Here is a 14400-nt window from a genome sequence, read left to right as displayed (position 1 = left end):
ATCTTCAAATCTTGTGAGCCAGACCGCGGCGCTTCTGTCGCCCAGGGTCATAGACGCGAATGGGCGGATCGCTCAGAGCGAAGGATCGAGCAGCGCTGACGAATGAGAGGAAGACCAGTGCACGATGTGTGACACGGTGAGAATCCATTTTAATTCTTCTGATGAAAGACCATGAGGCTGATCGATGAGCTTCAGGTAATAACCCGCGACGGAAGGGGCCATTGAGGTGGAGAAGATATTCACAATAGATTGGGCCGAGCTTTGGATCCCAACTCATTCTATCGCTGAAATGATGCTCAGGGGGTCGCTGATGTATCTGGGCCTTTTCGTCCTGATGCGGTTTTTCATGAAGCGGCAGGCTGGATCATTCAGCCTTTCCGACCTTCTGCTGATCGTCCTGATTGCGGATGCGGCTCAGAACGCTTTTTCAAAGGAATACCAGTCACTCACTGAAGGTCTCATACTCGTCTTGACTATTGTTGCCTGGGATTTTGTGATCGATTGGCTTGCCTACAAATCACCGATTTTCAATAGGCTCATCAGCCCACCGCCCCTGTTGCTCGTGCAAGAAGGTAAGATGCTGAGACAAAATCTGCGGCAGGAGCTAATTACGCCCGAGGAGATAATGAGCCAACTTCGACAGCAAGGCGTCGGGGACCTTACGGATGTGAAGCGCGCCTACATAGAAGCGGACGGGCAGATTAGCGTCATCAAAAATGATGGCGCTGCGTCGGGTAAAAAGCGCAAGAAGCCGGCCGGCTGACTTGTTGTCTGGATCAAACGCACGCCCTCCAGAGACGTATTGGCTTGAGGCGATCTCTCAGAACAGGAGTGGGTGTTCGGGCTGCTCGGCGATCGCGGCTAGACGATGGCTTCCAAGCCCGACATGCGTTTTTGCCGCCCAGGAATGGCGCAGCGAGCGTGCGAAAGAATAAGCGCGTGCTATAACTTATTGAACAACTTGGGAAAAATGGTGCCCAGGGGCGGAATTGAACCACCGACACGCGGATTTTCAGTCCGCTGCTCTACCAACTGAGCTACCTGGGCGCCGAGGCCTCGCGGGAGCGGAGGCCGATATGAAGCGGGCCGGTTTATAGGCGAGGGTTTTTGCCTTGTCCAGTTTCAAAATCTCGCGTCGTCCGAAGCTCAAATCGTGTTGAAAAACCGGCTCCGCAACGCGGGTCTTCACGGCCGGCCGCTCCTCATCATGTCGCGGCGCGGCAGGCTTCGGGCCCGATAGCGGCCGGTCGATTCGTGGCGCCGCTCGGAAACGGTGCCGCGCAATTATGCGTGAGTTTAAGCTGGATCAGGAAGTGCACGCCAATTCTTGAAAATATTTGATCAAAAAAATCGTTGATAATCAATGTGATGAAATTTTCACCCTCCGAAATCGAGAAAAATAGGAAAAAGGAAAAAAATAATTTACACGATGGGATGTTTGCGGCTAGGTTTTCCTCGACGGGACAAAACCTCGTCACAGCACCATCGCGGGGTCATGTCGTCGTCGACCGGCCGCGCGATGGCGCAAAGGGGCGTCACTCGAATGCGCCCGAGGAACCGAAAACAGAACGCCGGAACCAGGTTCATAAGCTGCCGGATGGGAGGAATTCATGTTTTACGTGCCGAAAGACGCCGTCTTCAGCCGTGTAAGTCGCCGAAAATTTCTCGAGCTTGGCGGCGGTGCCGCCACGGCGCTGGGCGCCGGGTCGCTGACGCTCGGTCTCGGATCGACGGTCACCCGCAGCCGGGTCCAGGCTGCCTCGTCGGATGCCGCCAAATGGAAGCAATATGCCGGCTCCAAGCTCGTTTTCATGTCGGAGAACACGCCGCCGTCCTTTGCCATCCGTGACAATATAAAGGCCTTCACGGATCTGACCGGCATCGATGTCACCATCCTCACCGACGACCTGCCGGTCGTGCAGCAGAAAGTCGGCATCGATCTGCGCGGCGGCAAGTCGGACTATGTTCTCAACTATGTCCAGGACAAGCCGATCGGCGCCCCCTTCGCCGACTTCTATGCCGATCTTACCCCGATGTTCGGCGACGATACGTTGCCGCAGGATCCCGATGGCTATGGCGACGATGCCTGGTTCGAGAACTTCCTGTCGGCCTGCGGGCGCTTCTACAGCGAAGGCAAGATCATTGCCTTGCCCTATGACGCCGCCATCGCCTGCACCTTCTATCGCCAGGATCTCTTCGAGGCGAACAGCAAGGATTTCGAAGCCGAATTTGGCTATCGCCTCGAATTCACCAAGGACACGACCTGGAAGCAGGTGATCGATATCGCCACCTTCTTCAAGAAAGCGAAGGAGGCCGGCAAGGACGTGCCCTATGGCTATGCCCAGCATCAAGGGTCATTCGCCTGGACGACGCAGCTCGACATCCAGCGCATGCTCTTCGCCAATGGCCGCTGGATCGACTGGCCGGTCGACGACAAGCTCGGCTCCAAGACTCCCGGCAAGACGAACTGGGGCGACGAGCAGTCGATCGTGACCATGACCAAGTTCAAGGAGCTGGCGGATGTGTCGCATCCCGACAACCTCGCCAACGGCACCCTCGAGCTGAACACCGTCTACCAGTCCGGCAATATCGCGATGCAGGTCCAGTATCATGAATTTGCCGCCTCGATCGAGGACGAGACGAAATCGCGCGCGGCCGGGGGCAAGACCGCCTATGCCGTCTGTCCGAAAGGCGAGGCGAGCTGGATCAAGAATGGCGGCGAGGCCGTCAACGGCACCAATTGCGGCATCGGCGGCATCGGCATCAACGGCAATGCGTCCGAGGATCTGAAGCGCGCCGCTTATATCTTCGCCATCTGGTCGGTGTCGCGCGAGAACCAGTTCAACGTGCTGAAGGGCCTCGGCGGCACGCCGACCCGCAAGTCCGTGCTGGCCATGGATGAGGTGAAGAAGGCCACCGTGCGCCCGACCACCATGCCGAACGCGCTTACCTTCGATCCGGTCTACAACTACGGCATCAAGGACCCGCATTTCGTGCTTGGGCCTAAGATTCCGCAGGCCAACGAGTATCACTCGATCCTCGCCGCCGAGGTGCAGAAATGCGCATCCGGGGAGCAGTCGCCGGAGGATACTTGCAAGTCGCTCCAGTCGCAGCTCGACGAGCTGAACGGCGCGGGCTAAGTTTCCTCGACTGTGCCGGCCCGGCGGCCACATGGTCGCCGGGCCGGGCTCTCGGTCCGATGCTCAAGCAAGGACCTCTTGTCGCCGCGACCCGCCGCGCCGGTGACGGCTGCCGATACGAGATCGATGACAGACATTACGCTTTCACCCGAAAACTCCCTGCGGCATGGCGAAAGCCTCTTCCGCGTCCGCCAGCTCCAGGACAATGTCGAGGCGCGCCCGGCGCCCTCGCGCATCGCCGAGCCGGCCAGGCTCAATCCGCTGCCGTCCAAGGCTTATTTCTTCTGGCTGATGGCGCCGGCCATCATCCTGCTCGCCTGCATCTCGATCTATCCGTTCTTCTGGATGATCTATATGAGCCTCCACGAGGTGGATATCGGCTCGGCCACCTGGAACAACTTCGAGAACTTCACCAAGCTCTTCACCGACACGCGTTACCTCAAGGGCTGGGCGCTGCTCTTCCAATACAGCCTGATGTGTCTCGCCTTGCAGATCGGCATCGGCGTGTTCCTCGCCGTCGTGCTCAATGGCGCGCGCTTCGAGAAGGTCCTGGTGACCGCGCTGCTGATGCCGATGATGATGGCGCCGATCGTGGCCGGGCTCGTCTGGTACTTCCTCTATAACGGCACCTTCGGCTGGTATCATTGGCTGTTCCAGAGCCTGGGGCTGCTCGATGCCAAATCGATCCTCGCCAGTCCCAATACGGCGATGCTCGGCATCGTGCTCGTCGATGTATGGCAGTGGACACCGCTCATCACGCTCATCACGCTTGCTGGCCTCAAGCGCGTGCCGCAGGACCAGCTCGAGGCCAATATGGTCGACGGCGCCTCGCCCTTGCGCAATTTCTTCTCGGTGACGCTCCCCAATCTCTATCCCGTGCTGCTGATCGCGGTGATGCTGCGCTTCATGGACAATTTCCGCTTCATCGACTCGGCCCTCGTCCTCACCGGCGGCGGTCCCGGCAATGCCACCAAGATCCTGCCGATCTATCTGTTCGAAGTGTCCTTCAAGTTCTTCAAGCTCGGCCGCGGGGCGGCGATCGCCCTGACGCTTCTCGTCGTCACCATCATCTTAGGCATGATCCTGGTGAAGGTCTTCGATCGCCAGCAGACGAGGAAAATCTGAAATCATGGCCTCTCGTGACGTAGTCCAATATGAAACGCCGCTCACCCGGGGCTTCCGCTGGTTTTCGGGTGTGTTCATCGCGCTCTATCTCGTCTGGACGCTGCTGCCGATCCTCGTGATGTTCGTGTCCTCGTTCAAGGACCTGCTCGAGGCCTTCAAGATCCCGGCGGTCGGCGACTGGTCCGGCGTCGGCGTCTTCTTCGACTTCACCCCGACGCTGAAGCACTATCGCGATCTCTTCGTCAATCTCGACTTCAGCCGCTACATGGCGAACAGCCTGGTGGCCGCCGGCGGCTCGGCGGTGATCTCGGTGATCCTGGGCTCGATGGCCGCCTATTCGCTCTCGCGCATCGACTTCCGCGGCAAGAGCGACCTGTTCTTCTGGATCATCTCGACCCGCATGGCGCCGGTGGTCGCGGTGATGGTGCCGCTTTATGCGATCTTCCGCTCGCTCGATCTGGTCGGCACCTTGCCGGGCCTGATCCTCGCTTACACGACCTTCAACCTTCCCTTCGCCATCTGGATCCTCAAAGGCTTCTTCGACAACGTCCCTTACGCGATCGAGGAGGCCCAGATGGTTGACGGCGCCACGCGCTTCCAGGCCTTCGTGGCGATCCTGCCGCTGGTGGCACCCGGCATCGGCGCGTTCATCGTGCTGTGCATTCTCTTCGCCTGGAACGACTTCCTCTTTGCCGCGATCATCGGCTCGGGCGGCGCCAAGACGCTGCCGGTCGCCACGCGCGAACTCGTCCAGCCGCAGAATATCCAGTGGGGTTCGATCATGGCGGCGGGCGTCGTCACCACGCTGCCCATGATGCTCCTGGGGTTAGTCATCAGAAGATATCTCGTCACCGGCCTGACCATGGGCGCGGTCAAGGAATAATCGGAGAATACCATGGCCAGAGTAACGTTCCGCAATGTGTGGAAGAAATACGGCGACTTCGCCGCGGTGAAGGACTTGAACATCGATTGTCCGGACGGGACCTTCCTGTCGATCCTCGGTCCCTCGGGATGCGGCAAGTCTTCGACCATGCGCATGGTGGCGGGCCTCGAGCATATCAGCGCCGGCGATATCCTGTTCGACGACAAGCGCATCAACGACCTGGCGCCCAAGGATCGCGACGTCGCCATGGTTTTCGAGAACTACGCCCTCTATCCGCATAAGTCGGTCTTCGAGAACATGGCCAATCCCTTGAAGCTCAGGGGCCAGGACACGGGCCGCATCAAGGACCGCGTCACCCAGGCGGCGCAGCTCCTGGAGATCGGCCACTTGCTGGAACGCCGCCCGCAGGAGCTGTCGGGCGGCCAGAAGCAGCGTGTCGCCATTGGCCGCGCCATCGTGCGCGAGCCCAAGCTCTTCCTCTTCGACGAGCCGATCGCCCATCTCGACGCCAAGCTGAGGGCGCATATGCGCGGCGAGATCAAGCACATGCAGCGCACCCTCGGCACCACGATGGTCTATGTCACGCATGACCAGCTGGAAGCCATGTCGATGGCCGATCAGATCGCCGTCATGCATGAGGGCGAATTGCAGCAGCTGGGCTCTCCGCGCGAGGTCTACAACAAGCCGGTCAATGCCTGGGTGGCGGGTTTCGTCGGCGAGCCGGCAATGAATTTTCTCACCTGCGAGCTCTCGCGCGAGGCCGACCGGCTTTCGCTCTCCCATCCCAATTTTTCGCTGGCCCTCAAGCCTGATCAGGCCGGATGCCTGAACGGGACCACCGGCACCGTGCGCATGGGCGTCAGGCCGGACGCGCTCGCCATTTCGATGACGCGGCCGGCGGAGCCGGTGATCACCGGCGAGGTCTTCGTCACCGAGCTCTTGGGCGGCGACATGATCGTCGAGGTGCAACTCGCCGATGCGCGCATCAGGGTCAAGACGGCGCCCGAATTCGCCGGCTCTCCGGGCGAGGCTTGCTACCTTTCGGTCAATCGCGACAAATGGCACGCTTTCGACACTGGGACGGGCAGGGCCTATTTCTAACCTTCGTCTTCAGAAGGAAATTTTCAGGGGCTGCGATTGTGGGCGACTTCCTAACAGCAGTGGCAAATCTGCTTCCTAAAATATCAGCCGAAATCGTGAAAAGAATTTGCATGAATAGGTGAATCCTGCTGGACGCTGCATTGCCCTTCGTGCATAGTCTTCTCAAACACAGCCAATAAAAAAATTGCTTTCAGGGAGGCGCGTATCATGGGCAGGAACTGCCGGATATTCTGCAGGACAATCGCCGTGGCACCAGCACGGCCATGAGCGCATCCTATCCGGGGGATCTCGATGCCTTCCTCGCCCGTCATGCGGGCGGTGCCGCGCCGCCTTCGGTTCCGGCGATCTATCATGCGGTGCGCAATCTTAGCTACGCCTCCGACGGCAACCGCGATCCCGCCATCGTCCTGAAGAACGGCAGGGGAGCGTGCACCGGCAAGCATATCCTGCTGCGTGATCTTTTGCGCCGCGTCGGCCGCGGTGCCGAGGTGGAATTCGCCGCCGGCGATTTCGCCGCCGGCATGCCGGTTGTAGCCTCGATGCCGAAGGCGCTCGCCGACTGGGTGCGCTCGGGCGGCATTCGCGATTTTCATTGCTATGTGGTGTGGGATGACGACGGGCGTGAAGTGACGCTCGACGCGACCTGGCCCGACAGCTTGGCGCCGCTCGGCTTCCCGGTGAATGCCGGCTGGGACGGAACCGGCGACACACGCATCGCGCTCACCCCCGACGGCCACAAGTCACGTGCCGAGGATGTGATCGAACACAAGGCAAGGCTCGTGGCGACCTTGTCCGAACAACAAAGAAAAGATCGCAGGGGTTTTCTCGAGCTCCTGACGAAATGGATGCCAGAGGAAGCTTAGGGAGGAAACATGCCAGCGGGACGCGTCAACGCGTTTGTCGGCATCGATGCCGGTACGACCGGCTGCACGGTGATGATTTTCGACGAACGTGGCAATGCCTTGGGGCACGGATATGAGGAATATCCCTGTGTCTCTCCCAATCCGGGCTGGAGCGAGCAGGACGTCGAGCTCGTCTGGGCCGGCATCTGCGCGGCGTCGCGCCAGGCAGTGGCCAAGGCCGGCCTGCCGGCCGAGGCCTATCGCTCGGTCGGCCTGTCGAGCCAGCGCGGCACCTTCTGCGCCCTCGATGCCGACAAGAGGCCGCTTGCCAATTCGATTGTGTGGAATTGCGGACGCGCGCTCAAATATCGCGACATCTTCGCCAAGGAAATCTCGCCGGAGGAGCATCAGGTCCATACCGGCATGCAGCTGAGCCCATTATGGGCGGCGGCGAAGATCGCGTGGCTGCGCGACAATGAGCCGACCCTGTTCGACAGGACGCGCTGGTTCGCCAACGGCCAGGAATATTTCCTGCATCGGCTCGGCGCCGAGGAATGGGTCACCGATCCGGCCTCGCTGACGCTCAACGGCATGATGGATATCCGTAAGCTCGACTGGAGCGACCGTATCCTGGCGCTGTGCGGCATTGGACGCGACCGGCTTCCGCCGGTGGGCATACCGTCGGGCCAGGCCGGCGTGTTGTCCAAGGCGGCGGCCGAGGCGACCGGATTGCCGGCCGGCATCACTCTGTGCCGGGGCGCCGGCGATCAGCAATGCGCCGCCATCGGCGCCGGCGTGATCCGGCAGGGCATGGCCGAATTCACGGTTGGTACGTCGGGCGTTATGGTGGCGCATCTCGACAGCCTCGACCGCATCAAGGGGCGCAATCTGTGGTGGGGCGGCCACGGCGTGCCCGGCGCCTGGGACATCGAGGGCGCCGCATTCAGCCTCGGCGCCTGCCTCAAATGGTGGCGCAACAATCTCGGCCGCAACGAGCTCGATGAGAGTTCGCGCCAGGGCCGCAGTCCTTATTCGGTCATGGTCGAGCAGGCGGGCAAGTCGCCGCCCGGCGCCAAGGGCGCCATCTTCCATTCCTTCCTGACGAGCCAGGTCACGCCCTATTATGACGCGGCCTCGCGTGGCGGCTTCCTTGGTCTCGGCCTCTATCATGAGCGTCAGGACATGATCCGCGCTCTGCTCGAGGGCTGCGCGCATGAAATGCGGATGGTGGTCGATTCCTTCGAAAGCGACATCGACGGCGGTATCACCGATTTCCGCCTGACCGGCGGCGGGACGAAATCGGACGGCTTTGTGCAGATCATGACTGACATCATCGGCAAGCCGGCGCGCGTCACGCGGGAGCGCGAATGCACGGTGCTGGGCGCGGCAATACTCGGGGCCTATGGCTCGGGCGCCTTTGCGTCGATCGACGAAGCGGTCGACGCCATGGTCCAGGTCGAGGCCGAATTCGAGCCGAATGGCAAGACTGGCAATCTCTACAACGACCAGCACCAGATCTATCGCGGCTTCTACGAGGCGATCGCCGCCGCCGGACAATATCAGCAGCTCGCCGATTTCGTGGCGCGCCATTACTGAAAAATCGCAATTGAAGAGGAGATAACAATGCCAATTCCGGGAATGCGCGGCATGGAGCATATCGGCTTCACGGTGCCCGATATCAACGAAGCCTGCGACTTCTTCGAGAAGATTCTGGGCGCCGAGGTCCTGTTCACCGCGGCCACCAACTTCAAGGCCGACGGCGACTGGATGAAGGTTCATCTGAATGTCGACCCGCGCTGCGTCATCACCGAATTCCGCTATCTGCGCTGCGGCAATGGCACCAATCTGGAGGTCTTCCAATATCAGGCGCCAGACCAGAATCCCCTGCCGCCCAAGAACAGCGATATCGGCGGACACCATCTCGCCTTCTATGTCGACGACATGGCGGCGGCGGTCGACTTCCTGAAGAAGAACGGCGTCAAGGTGCTGGGCGAGCCGACCTCCTATACCGATGGACCCAATCTCGGTTTGACCTGGTGCTACTTCATGGCGCCCTGGGGCCAGCAGCTCGAAATCGTCTCGGCGCCCAAGGGCACCGTCTATGATGATGAGGCGAAGAAGTCCGGCAGGACGCGGCTGTTCCATCCCAAATATCTGGACGAGACGAAGATCTGATCCCTCGGCCTTCTCGTCTCCATACATAAACAAAACGGCCGGGAAGCGTGATCGCTTCCCGGCGTGTAAATTCTTCACAGTCAAGGAGAGGTCCAATGCCCCTCATTTCGATGCGCCCAATGCTCAAAGAGGCGCAGGCCGGCCGTTACGGCGTCGCCGCCTATAACATGATCGATTACAACAGCGCGCGCTCGATCATCGAAGGTGCCGCCGAGCTCAAGGCGCCGGTCATCGTCCAGGTTTCGGTCAAGACGGTGCGCCATTGGGGTTATGCGCCGATCGCCTCCTGGGTCGGCATGCTCGCCGCAAGCGTCGACATACCGGTCGCCCTTCATCTCGACCATTGCAGCGATAGCGACGTCATCAAGCGCTGCATCGATGCCGGCTGGACGTCGGTGATGTTCGACGGATCGGCCTTGCCCTTCGAGCAGAATCTGGCGCGCTCGCTGGACATCTATCGTCTGACCGAGGCGGCCGGCATCGGCCTCGAGGCCGAGATGGGCGCCATCGGCGGCACCGAGGACGACAAATTTGTCGCCGAGGACAAGGCGCTGCTCGCCGATCTTGCCGACTGCGTGGCCTTCTGCAAGGAAATGCCGCGGCTTGCGGTCTTCGCGCCGGCGATCGGCACCGCGCATGGCTTCTACAAGGGCGAGCCCAAGATCGCCTATGACCTGTTGCGCGACATCACGGCGCGGATCGATATCCCGATCGCGCTGCATGGCGGCACCGGCCTCGCCCAGGAGCAATTCGACCGCTGCATCGCCGGCGGCTGCGCCAAGGTCAATATCTCGACCATGCACAAGCGCTGCTATATCGACGGCTTCGCCGATCTGAAGGTCGAGAAGCCGAAGCTCGGCGAGCCCCTGCCGTTCATCGTCAGCCAATATGAAGCCATGAAGCGCGACGTGATGGCGATGGTGCGCGCCTTCGGATCGGCCGGCAAGGCGGGAGCATGAAATGAGCATGCTCGCGGCGCTGATCTTCGACTGCGACGGCGTGCTCGTCGATACCGAGCGCGACGGTCATCGCGTCGCCTTCAACCGCGCCTTCGCCGATCAGGGCGTTGCCGCGCAATGGTCGGTCGAGCGTTATGCCGAGCTTCTGTCCGTCGCCGGCGGCAAGGAGCGCATGATCCGCCATTTCGACGAAACCGGCTGGCCCGGCGCGGCGGCGGACCGGGAAGCGCTGATCAAGGCGCTGCACAAGCGCAAGACCGACCTGTTCATGGAGCTGATCGAGGCCGGGAGCTTGCCCTTGCGCCCAGGCATTGCGCGGCTTGTCGACGAGGCGATCGCCGCGGATATTCGCCTTGCCGTGTGCTCGACCTCCAATGAGCGTGCGGTGACAGCCCTGGTCAAGGTGATGCTGGGCGCGGAGCGGGCCCGGCACATCGCCATCTTCGCTGGCGATGTGGTTGCCGCCAAGAAGCCGGATCCGGCGATCTACAATCTGGCGGCCAGCACGCTGGTGCTCGATCCTGGCCGCTGTGTCGTCGTGGAAGACAGCCATATCGGCCTCACCGCCGCCAAGGCCGCCGGCATGCGCTGCATCGTCACGCGCTCGGCCTTCACGGCCGAAGAGGATTTCCGCCTCGCCGATATCGTCGTGCCGGATCTCGATGTCGGCATCGGCCTGGCGCAATGCCGGGCGTTGGTGGCGCGCAGCGTCTGAGTCTCCCTCCGCCGCCGAAGGCGGGGAGGGTGGCGCGCGGAACGCGCGACGGGTGGGGCATCTCCGCAATGGAGATCTATCAGACAAGAAATGATGAGCACGTGTCGGTGGAGAAACCCCACCCGTCCGCCCTGCGGGCGTCCACCCTCCCCGCGCTTCGCGCGGGCGGAGGGAGAATATCGCGCACCACTTCAGGCGGATCAGCGCTCGCTGCCGCGCTGGCGATAGTGCTTCTCGAGGGCGAGGCCGGTGGCCTTGAGCTGTTTCGATGTCTTGGCGCCGAGGCGGAACAGCAGGCCCAGATAGAGCAGGTCGATCAGGAACAGCTGGCTGATGCGGCCCTCGAGGAAGTCGCCATAAAGCGGTATCGAGGGCGTCGATGAGTTCCATGTCGTCAGCGTGACATGCGCGGCTTTGGCGACGGGCGAGGCGGCGTCGCTGGTGATGGCGATGGTCGTGGCGCCGTTCTCGCGCGCGATCTCGAGCGCCACGGCGACGGTCTCGGTCGTGCCGGTATGCGACACACCCACCATGACGTCGGACGGCGTCATATTGGCGGCCCCGATGGTCTGCGTGTAGCCGTCGCGATACGCCATCGCATCGAGCCCGGCTTTGATGAAGAGATGCGCCGCCTCATCGCAGATGGAGGCCGCGCCCCCGACGCCGACAAAGAGGATCTTGCGTGCCGCGCACAGCGCCTCGACCGCGCGCTCGAGCCTGGCGCCGTCCAGCATGCGCTGCGTGCCTTGCAGGCTGGCGGCCAGAAGCGAGGCGAGATTGCCGCTGGTGGTGACCAGCGAGTCGTTTTCATCGATCTCGACGGGAACATTGGCGAAGGCGTTGCGATGGCGCGAGCCCTCGGCGAGCGACAGCTTGAGATCGGGATAGCCTTGATAGCCGAGTGCCCGGCTGACCCGGCTGATCGTCGCTTCGCTGACGCCGAGCAATTGCCCAAGTTCGGTGATCGAGGCATTGAGCCGGCTGCCGGAATGCTCGCGCAGATAGTCGGCGACCACGCGCTCCGATTTCCTCAGATTTCCATAGCGCTCCTGGATGCGGTGAAGCAGGTCGTCATTGGATGTCGTTGACGTCAAGTTTGAGTCGGTCATGCCGCTGGAACAGTAACGAGTTTGGTCGGCCCGCAACTTAGCGCCATGGCGCTGAGAAAGCAATTTTCCTCCATAGAACCCCACATGTTTTGTGGAGACGAAGGGTTTTGAAGTAAATTATTATTTAAAATCAAGTGGTTGATTGAATTTTTCATATGCCGGATGCATTTGCAGGTTGTGGAGCGACCATCTTCACCTCAATCAGTAAGAAGAATTCTGTGCAAAAAATTTTCTCGACAAGTTAGGCGCTTCAGTTGTAGGAGAGATCGAACCAACCATATGTTTTCGCACAGAAACGATAGAGCGGGGAGAGCGTGTCGATGGACGAGGCGGTCAAGAGAAACGCGCCATCACGTGAATTTCTGGAGAAAATTTTCCGCACAGCTTACAAAATCCGGGTCTTTGAGACGGAAGGAATCAAGCTTTACCGGCAAGGGCTGATCCGCGGTTATTTCCACCCTTATCTCGGCCAGGAAGGCATCGCGACCGGTGTATGCGCGGCCTTGCGGGAGGGCGACTACATCGCCTCGACCCATCGCGGACATGGCCATTGCATCGCCTGGGGGGCGGATGTGAAGCGCATGGTGGCCGAGCTTCTGCAGAAGGAGACCGGCTATTGCCGCGGCTATGGCGGCTCGATGCATATCGCTGACATCGGCAAGGGCAATCTCGGCGCCAATGGCATTGTCGGCGCCGGCACGCCGCTCGGCGTCGGCGCGGCGCTCGCCGCCCAGATCCGCGGCTCGGATGCGGTGACGGTCACCTTCACCACCGATGGCGCCTCCAACAACGGCACCTTCCTCGAATCCCTCAATCTCGCCGCCATCTGGAATCTGAACTTCATCCTCGTCATCGAGAACAATCAATATGCCGTCTCGACGCCGATCGAAGAGGCGACGCGCGACACCGATCTCTACAAGCGCGGCCTGAGCATCGGCGTCGAAAGCCATCAGGTCGACGGCAACGATCCCTTGGCCGTCTATCATCTCACCCGCGAGGCGGTGGAGACATGCCGTGCCGGCAAGGGGCCGGTTCTCATCGAGGCCAAGACCTTCCGCCATATGGGCCACCATGTGAACGATCCCGGCAAATACATGCCGGAAGAGCGCCTCGCTTTTTACAAGGCGCGCGATCCGATCGACCGGGCGCGTGCCGCGCTCGTCGAGATGTCAGGCGTCGACAAGGCCGACATCGATGCGATCGAAGCGGAGATTGCCGCCGAATTCGCCGAGGCCGTCGATTTTGCGAAGGAGAGCCGCGAAATCACCGCCGCCGAATTCCGGCAATTCGTGGCCGCTTACTAAAATACTCAAGCCTTGGAGGAATCGTGACAATGCGAGAGATCATGTATCGCGAGGCCTTGCGCGAGGCCATCGACGAGGAGATGCAGCGCAACAGCGACGTCTTCATCATCGGCGAGGGCATCGCCGAACGCGGCGGCTCCTACAAGGTGACCGAAGGCCTGTTGGCGAAATACGGCCCCCGCCGCGTGCGTGATACGCCGATCGCCGAAGCCGGCATGATCGGTGTCGGCGTCGGTGCGGCGATCGCCGGCGCCCGTCCGATCGTCGAGATCCTTTATGTCGATTTCGCCATGCTCGGCATGGACATGCTCGTCAATCAGGCGGCCAAGTTCCGGTTGATGACGGGCGGCGACGGCCGCGTGCCCTTCGTAATGCGCACGCAAGGCGGCGCCGGCGGTGGCGTCGCGGCCCAGCATTCGCAGAGCCTCGAGGCGTTGTTCTACCACATACCGGGCCTCAAGGTGGTGATGCCCTCGGCGCCCGCCGACGCCAAGGGCCTGCTCAAATACGCCTTGCGCCAGGACGATCCGGTGATGTTCCTCGAGCACAAGCATCTCTACATGACAAAAGGGCCGGTGCCGGAGGGCGAGCATATCGTCGAGTTCGGCAAGGCCGACATCAAACGCCCGGGCCGTGACGTGACCGTCATCGCCTGGTCGAACATGGTCCCGCGCGCATTGGAGGCCGCCGCCGCGCTGGCCGAGGAAGGGATCGAAGCGGAGGTCGTCGATCCGCGCACCCTCGTGCCGCTCGACACCGAGACGATCCTCGCTTCCGTCGCCCGGACCAATCGCGTGGTCATCGTGCAGGAGGCGGTGCGCCGCGGCGGCGTCGCCTCGGACATCGCCTCGATCATCCAGGAGGAGGCGTTCTACGAGCTCGACGCGCCGATCGAGATCGTGGCTGGCCTCAATATACCGATCCCCTTCAATCTGGAGCTCGAGAAAGCGAGCGTGCCGCAGAAGGACGACGTGATCAGGGCGGCGCGGCGCGCGCTCCATATCCAGCCCATGGCCATCGCCGCGAAGTGACCGCACGAGGAGGACG

Annotated in this window: 13 protein-coding genes and 1 tRNA gene; 12 read left to right on the top strand and 2 right to left on the bottom strand. The window is 61.4% G+C overall.

What is annotated here, in order from left to right:
• Positions 1 to 310 precede the first annotated feature (310 nt).
• A complete protein-coding gene (locus JHL16_RS29510) occupies positions 311 to 763 on the top strand; it encodes a DUF421 domain-containing protein (protein ID WP_246771202.1) in 453 nt (150 codons plus the stop codon).
• A 208-nt stretch (positions 764 to 971) separates the two neighbouring features.
• Here the strand turns inward: JHL16_RS29510 and JHL16_RS29505 are convergent.
• Positions 972 to 1047: transfer RNA gene (locus JHL16_RS29505), tRNA-Phe, on the bottom strand.
• Between the two features lie 563 nt (positions 1048 to 1610).
• On the opposite strand from JHL16_RS29505, the gene JHL16_RS29500 reads away from it, so the two are divergent.
• From JHL16_RS29500 to JHL16_RS29460, 9 genes are all read left to right on the top strand, one after another.
• Positions 1611 to 3140 (top strand): extracellular solute-binding protein, encoded by a 1530-nt coding sequence (locus JHL16_RS29500; RefSeq protein WP_137854182.1) that lies wholly within the window; start codon positions 1611 to 1613, stop codon positions 3138 to 3140.
• 126 nt (positions 3141 to 3266) lie between these two features.
• Positions 3267 to 4265 carry a carbohydrate ABC transporter permease gene (locus JHL16_RS29495; protein WP_200188452.1) on the top strand — a complete coding sequence of 333 codons (999 nt, stop codon included), beginning with the start codon at positions 3267 to 3269 and terminating at the stop codon, positions 4263 to 4265.
• A 4-nt stretch (positions 4266 to 4269) separates the two neighbouring features.
• Positions 4270 to 5148, top strand: a complete 879-nt coding sequence (locus tag JHL16_RS29490; protein ID WP_200188451.1) for a carbohydrate ABC transporter permease — start codon at positions 4270 to 4272, stop codon at positions 5146 to 5148.
• A 12-nt stretch (positions 5149 to 5160) separates the two neighbouring features.
• Positions 5161 to 6249, top strand: a complete 1089-nt coding sequence (locus JHL16_RS29485; protein WP_200188450.1) for an ABC transporter ATP-binding protein — start codon at positions 5161 to 5163, stop codon at positions 6247 to 6249.
• 263 nt (positions 6250 to 6512) lie between these two features.
• A complete protein-coding gene (locus JHL16_RS29480; protein ID WP_200188449.1) occupies positions 6513 to 7112 on the top strand; it encodes a transglutaminase domain-containing protein in 600 nt (199 codons plus the stop codon).
• Positions 7113 to 7121: 9 nt separating this feature from the next.
• The gene (locus JHL16_RS29475) at positions 7122 to 8687 is read left to right on the top strand and encodes an FGGY-family carbohydrate kinase (RefSeq protein WP_200188448.1); all 1566 of its coding nucleotides are present in this window, start codon (positions 7122 to 7124) and stop codon (positions 8685 to 8687) included.
• Positions 8688 to 8714: 27 nt separating this feature from the next.
• Positions 8715 to 9266 carry a VOC family protein gene (locus JHL16_RS29470; protein WP_137854176.1) on the top strand — a complete coding sequence of 184 codons (552 nt, stop codon included), beginning with the start codon at positions 8715 to 8717 and terminating at the stop codon, positions 9264 to 9266.
• Between the two features lie 95 nt (positions 9267 to 9361).
• On the top strand, positions 9362 to 10225 hold the full coding sequence (locus JHL16_RS29465; protein WP_200188447.1) for a class II fructose-bisphosphate aldolase: 864 nt from the start codon (positions 9362 to 9364) through the stop codon (positions 10223 to 10225).
• Position 10226: 1 nt separating this feature from the next.
• On the top strand, positions 10227 to 10940 hold the full coding sequence (locus JHL16_RS29460) for an HAD-IA family hydrolase (protein ID WP_200188446.1): 714 nt from the start codon (positions 10227 to 10229) through the stop codon (positions 10938 to 10940).
• A gap of 200 nt (positions 10941 to 11140) precedes the next feature.
• Here the strand turns inward: JHL16_RS29460 and JHL16_RS29455 are convergent, their stop codons facing one another.
• Positions 11141 to 12034, bottom strand: coding sequence for a MurR/RpiR family transcriptional regulator (locus JHL16_RS29455; RefSeq protein WP_171028160.1), 894 nt, complete (start codon positions 12032 to 12034; stop codon positions 11141 to 11143).
• 335 nt (positions 12035 to 12369) lie between these two features.
• On the opposite strand from JHL16_RS29455, the gene JHL16_RS29450 reads away from it, so the two are divergent.
• Together JHL16_RS29450 and JHL16_RS29445 are read left to right on the top strand one after the other, a co-directional pair.
• The gene (locus tag JHL16_RS29450; protein WP_200188445.1) at positions 12370 to 13353 is read left to right on the top strand and encodes a thiamine pyrophosphate-dependent dehydrogenase E1 component subunit alpha; all 984 of its coding nucleotides are present in this window, start codon (positions 12370 to 12372) and stop codon (positions 13351 to 13353) included.
• A gap of 29 nt (positions 13354 to 13382) precedes the next feature.
• Positions 13383 to 14384 carry an alpha-ketoacid dehydrogenase subunit beta gene (locus tag JHL16_RS29445; protein ID WP_200188444.1) on the top strand — a complete coding sequence of 334 codons (1002 nt, stop codon included), beginning with the start codon at positions 13383 to 13385 and terminating at the stop codon, positions 14382 to 14384.
• Positions 14385 to 14400 lie beyond the last annotated feature (16 nt).

Origin of the sequence: Taklimakanibacter albus, assembly GCF_016595235.1 — a bacterium.
Classification (GTDB): domain Bacteria; phylum Pseudomonadota; class Alphaproteobacteria; order Rhizobiales; family Aestuariivirgaceae; genus Taklimakanibacter; species Taklimakanibacter albus.
This window is presented reverse-complemented; position numbering and strand designations above follow the sequence as displayed.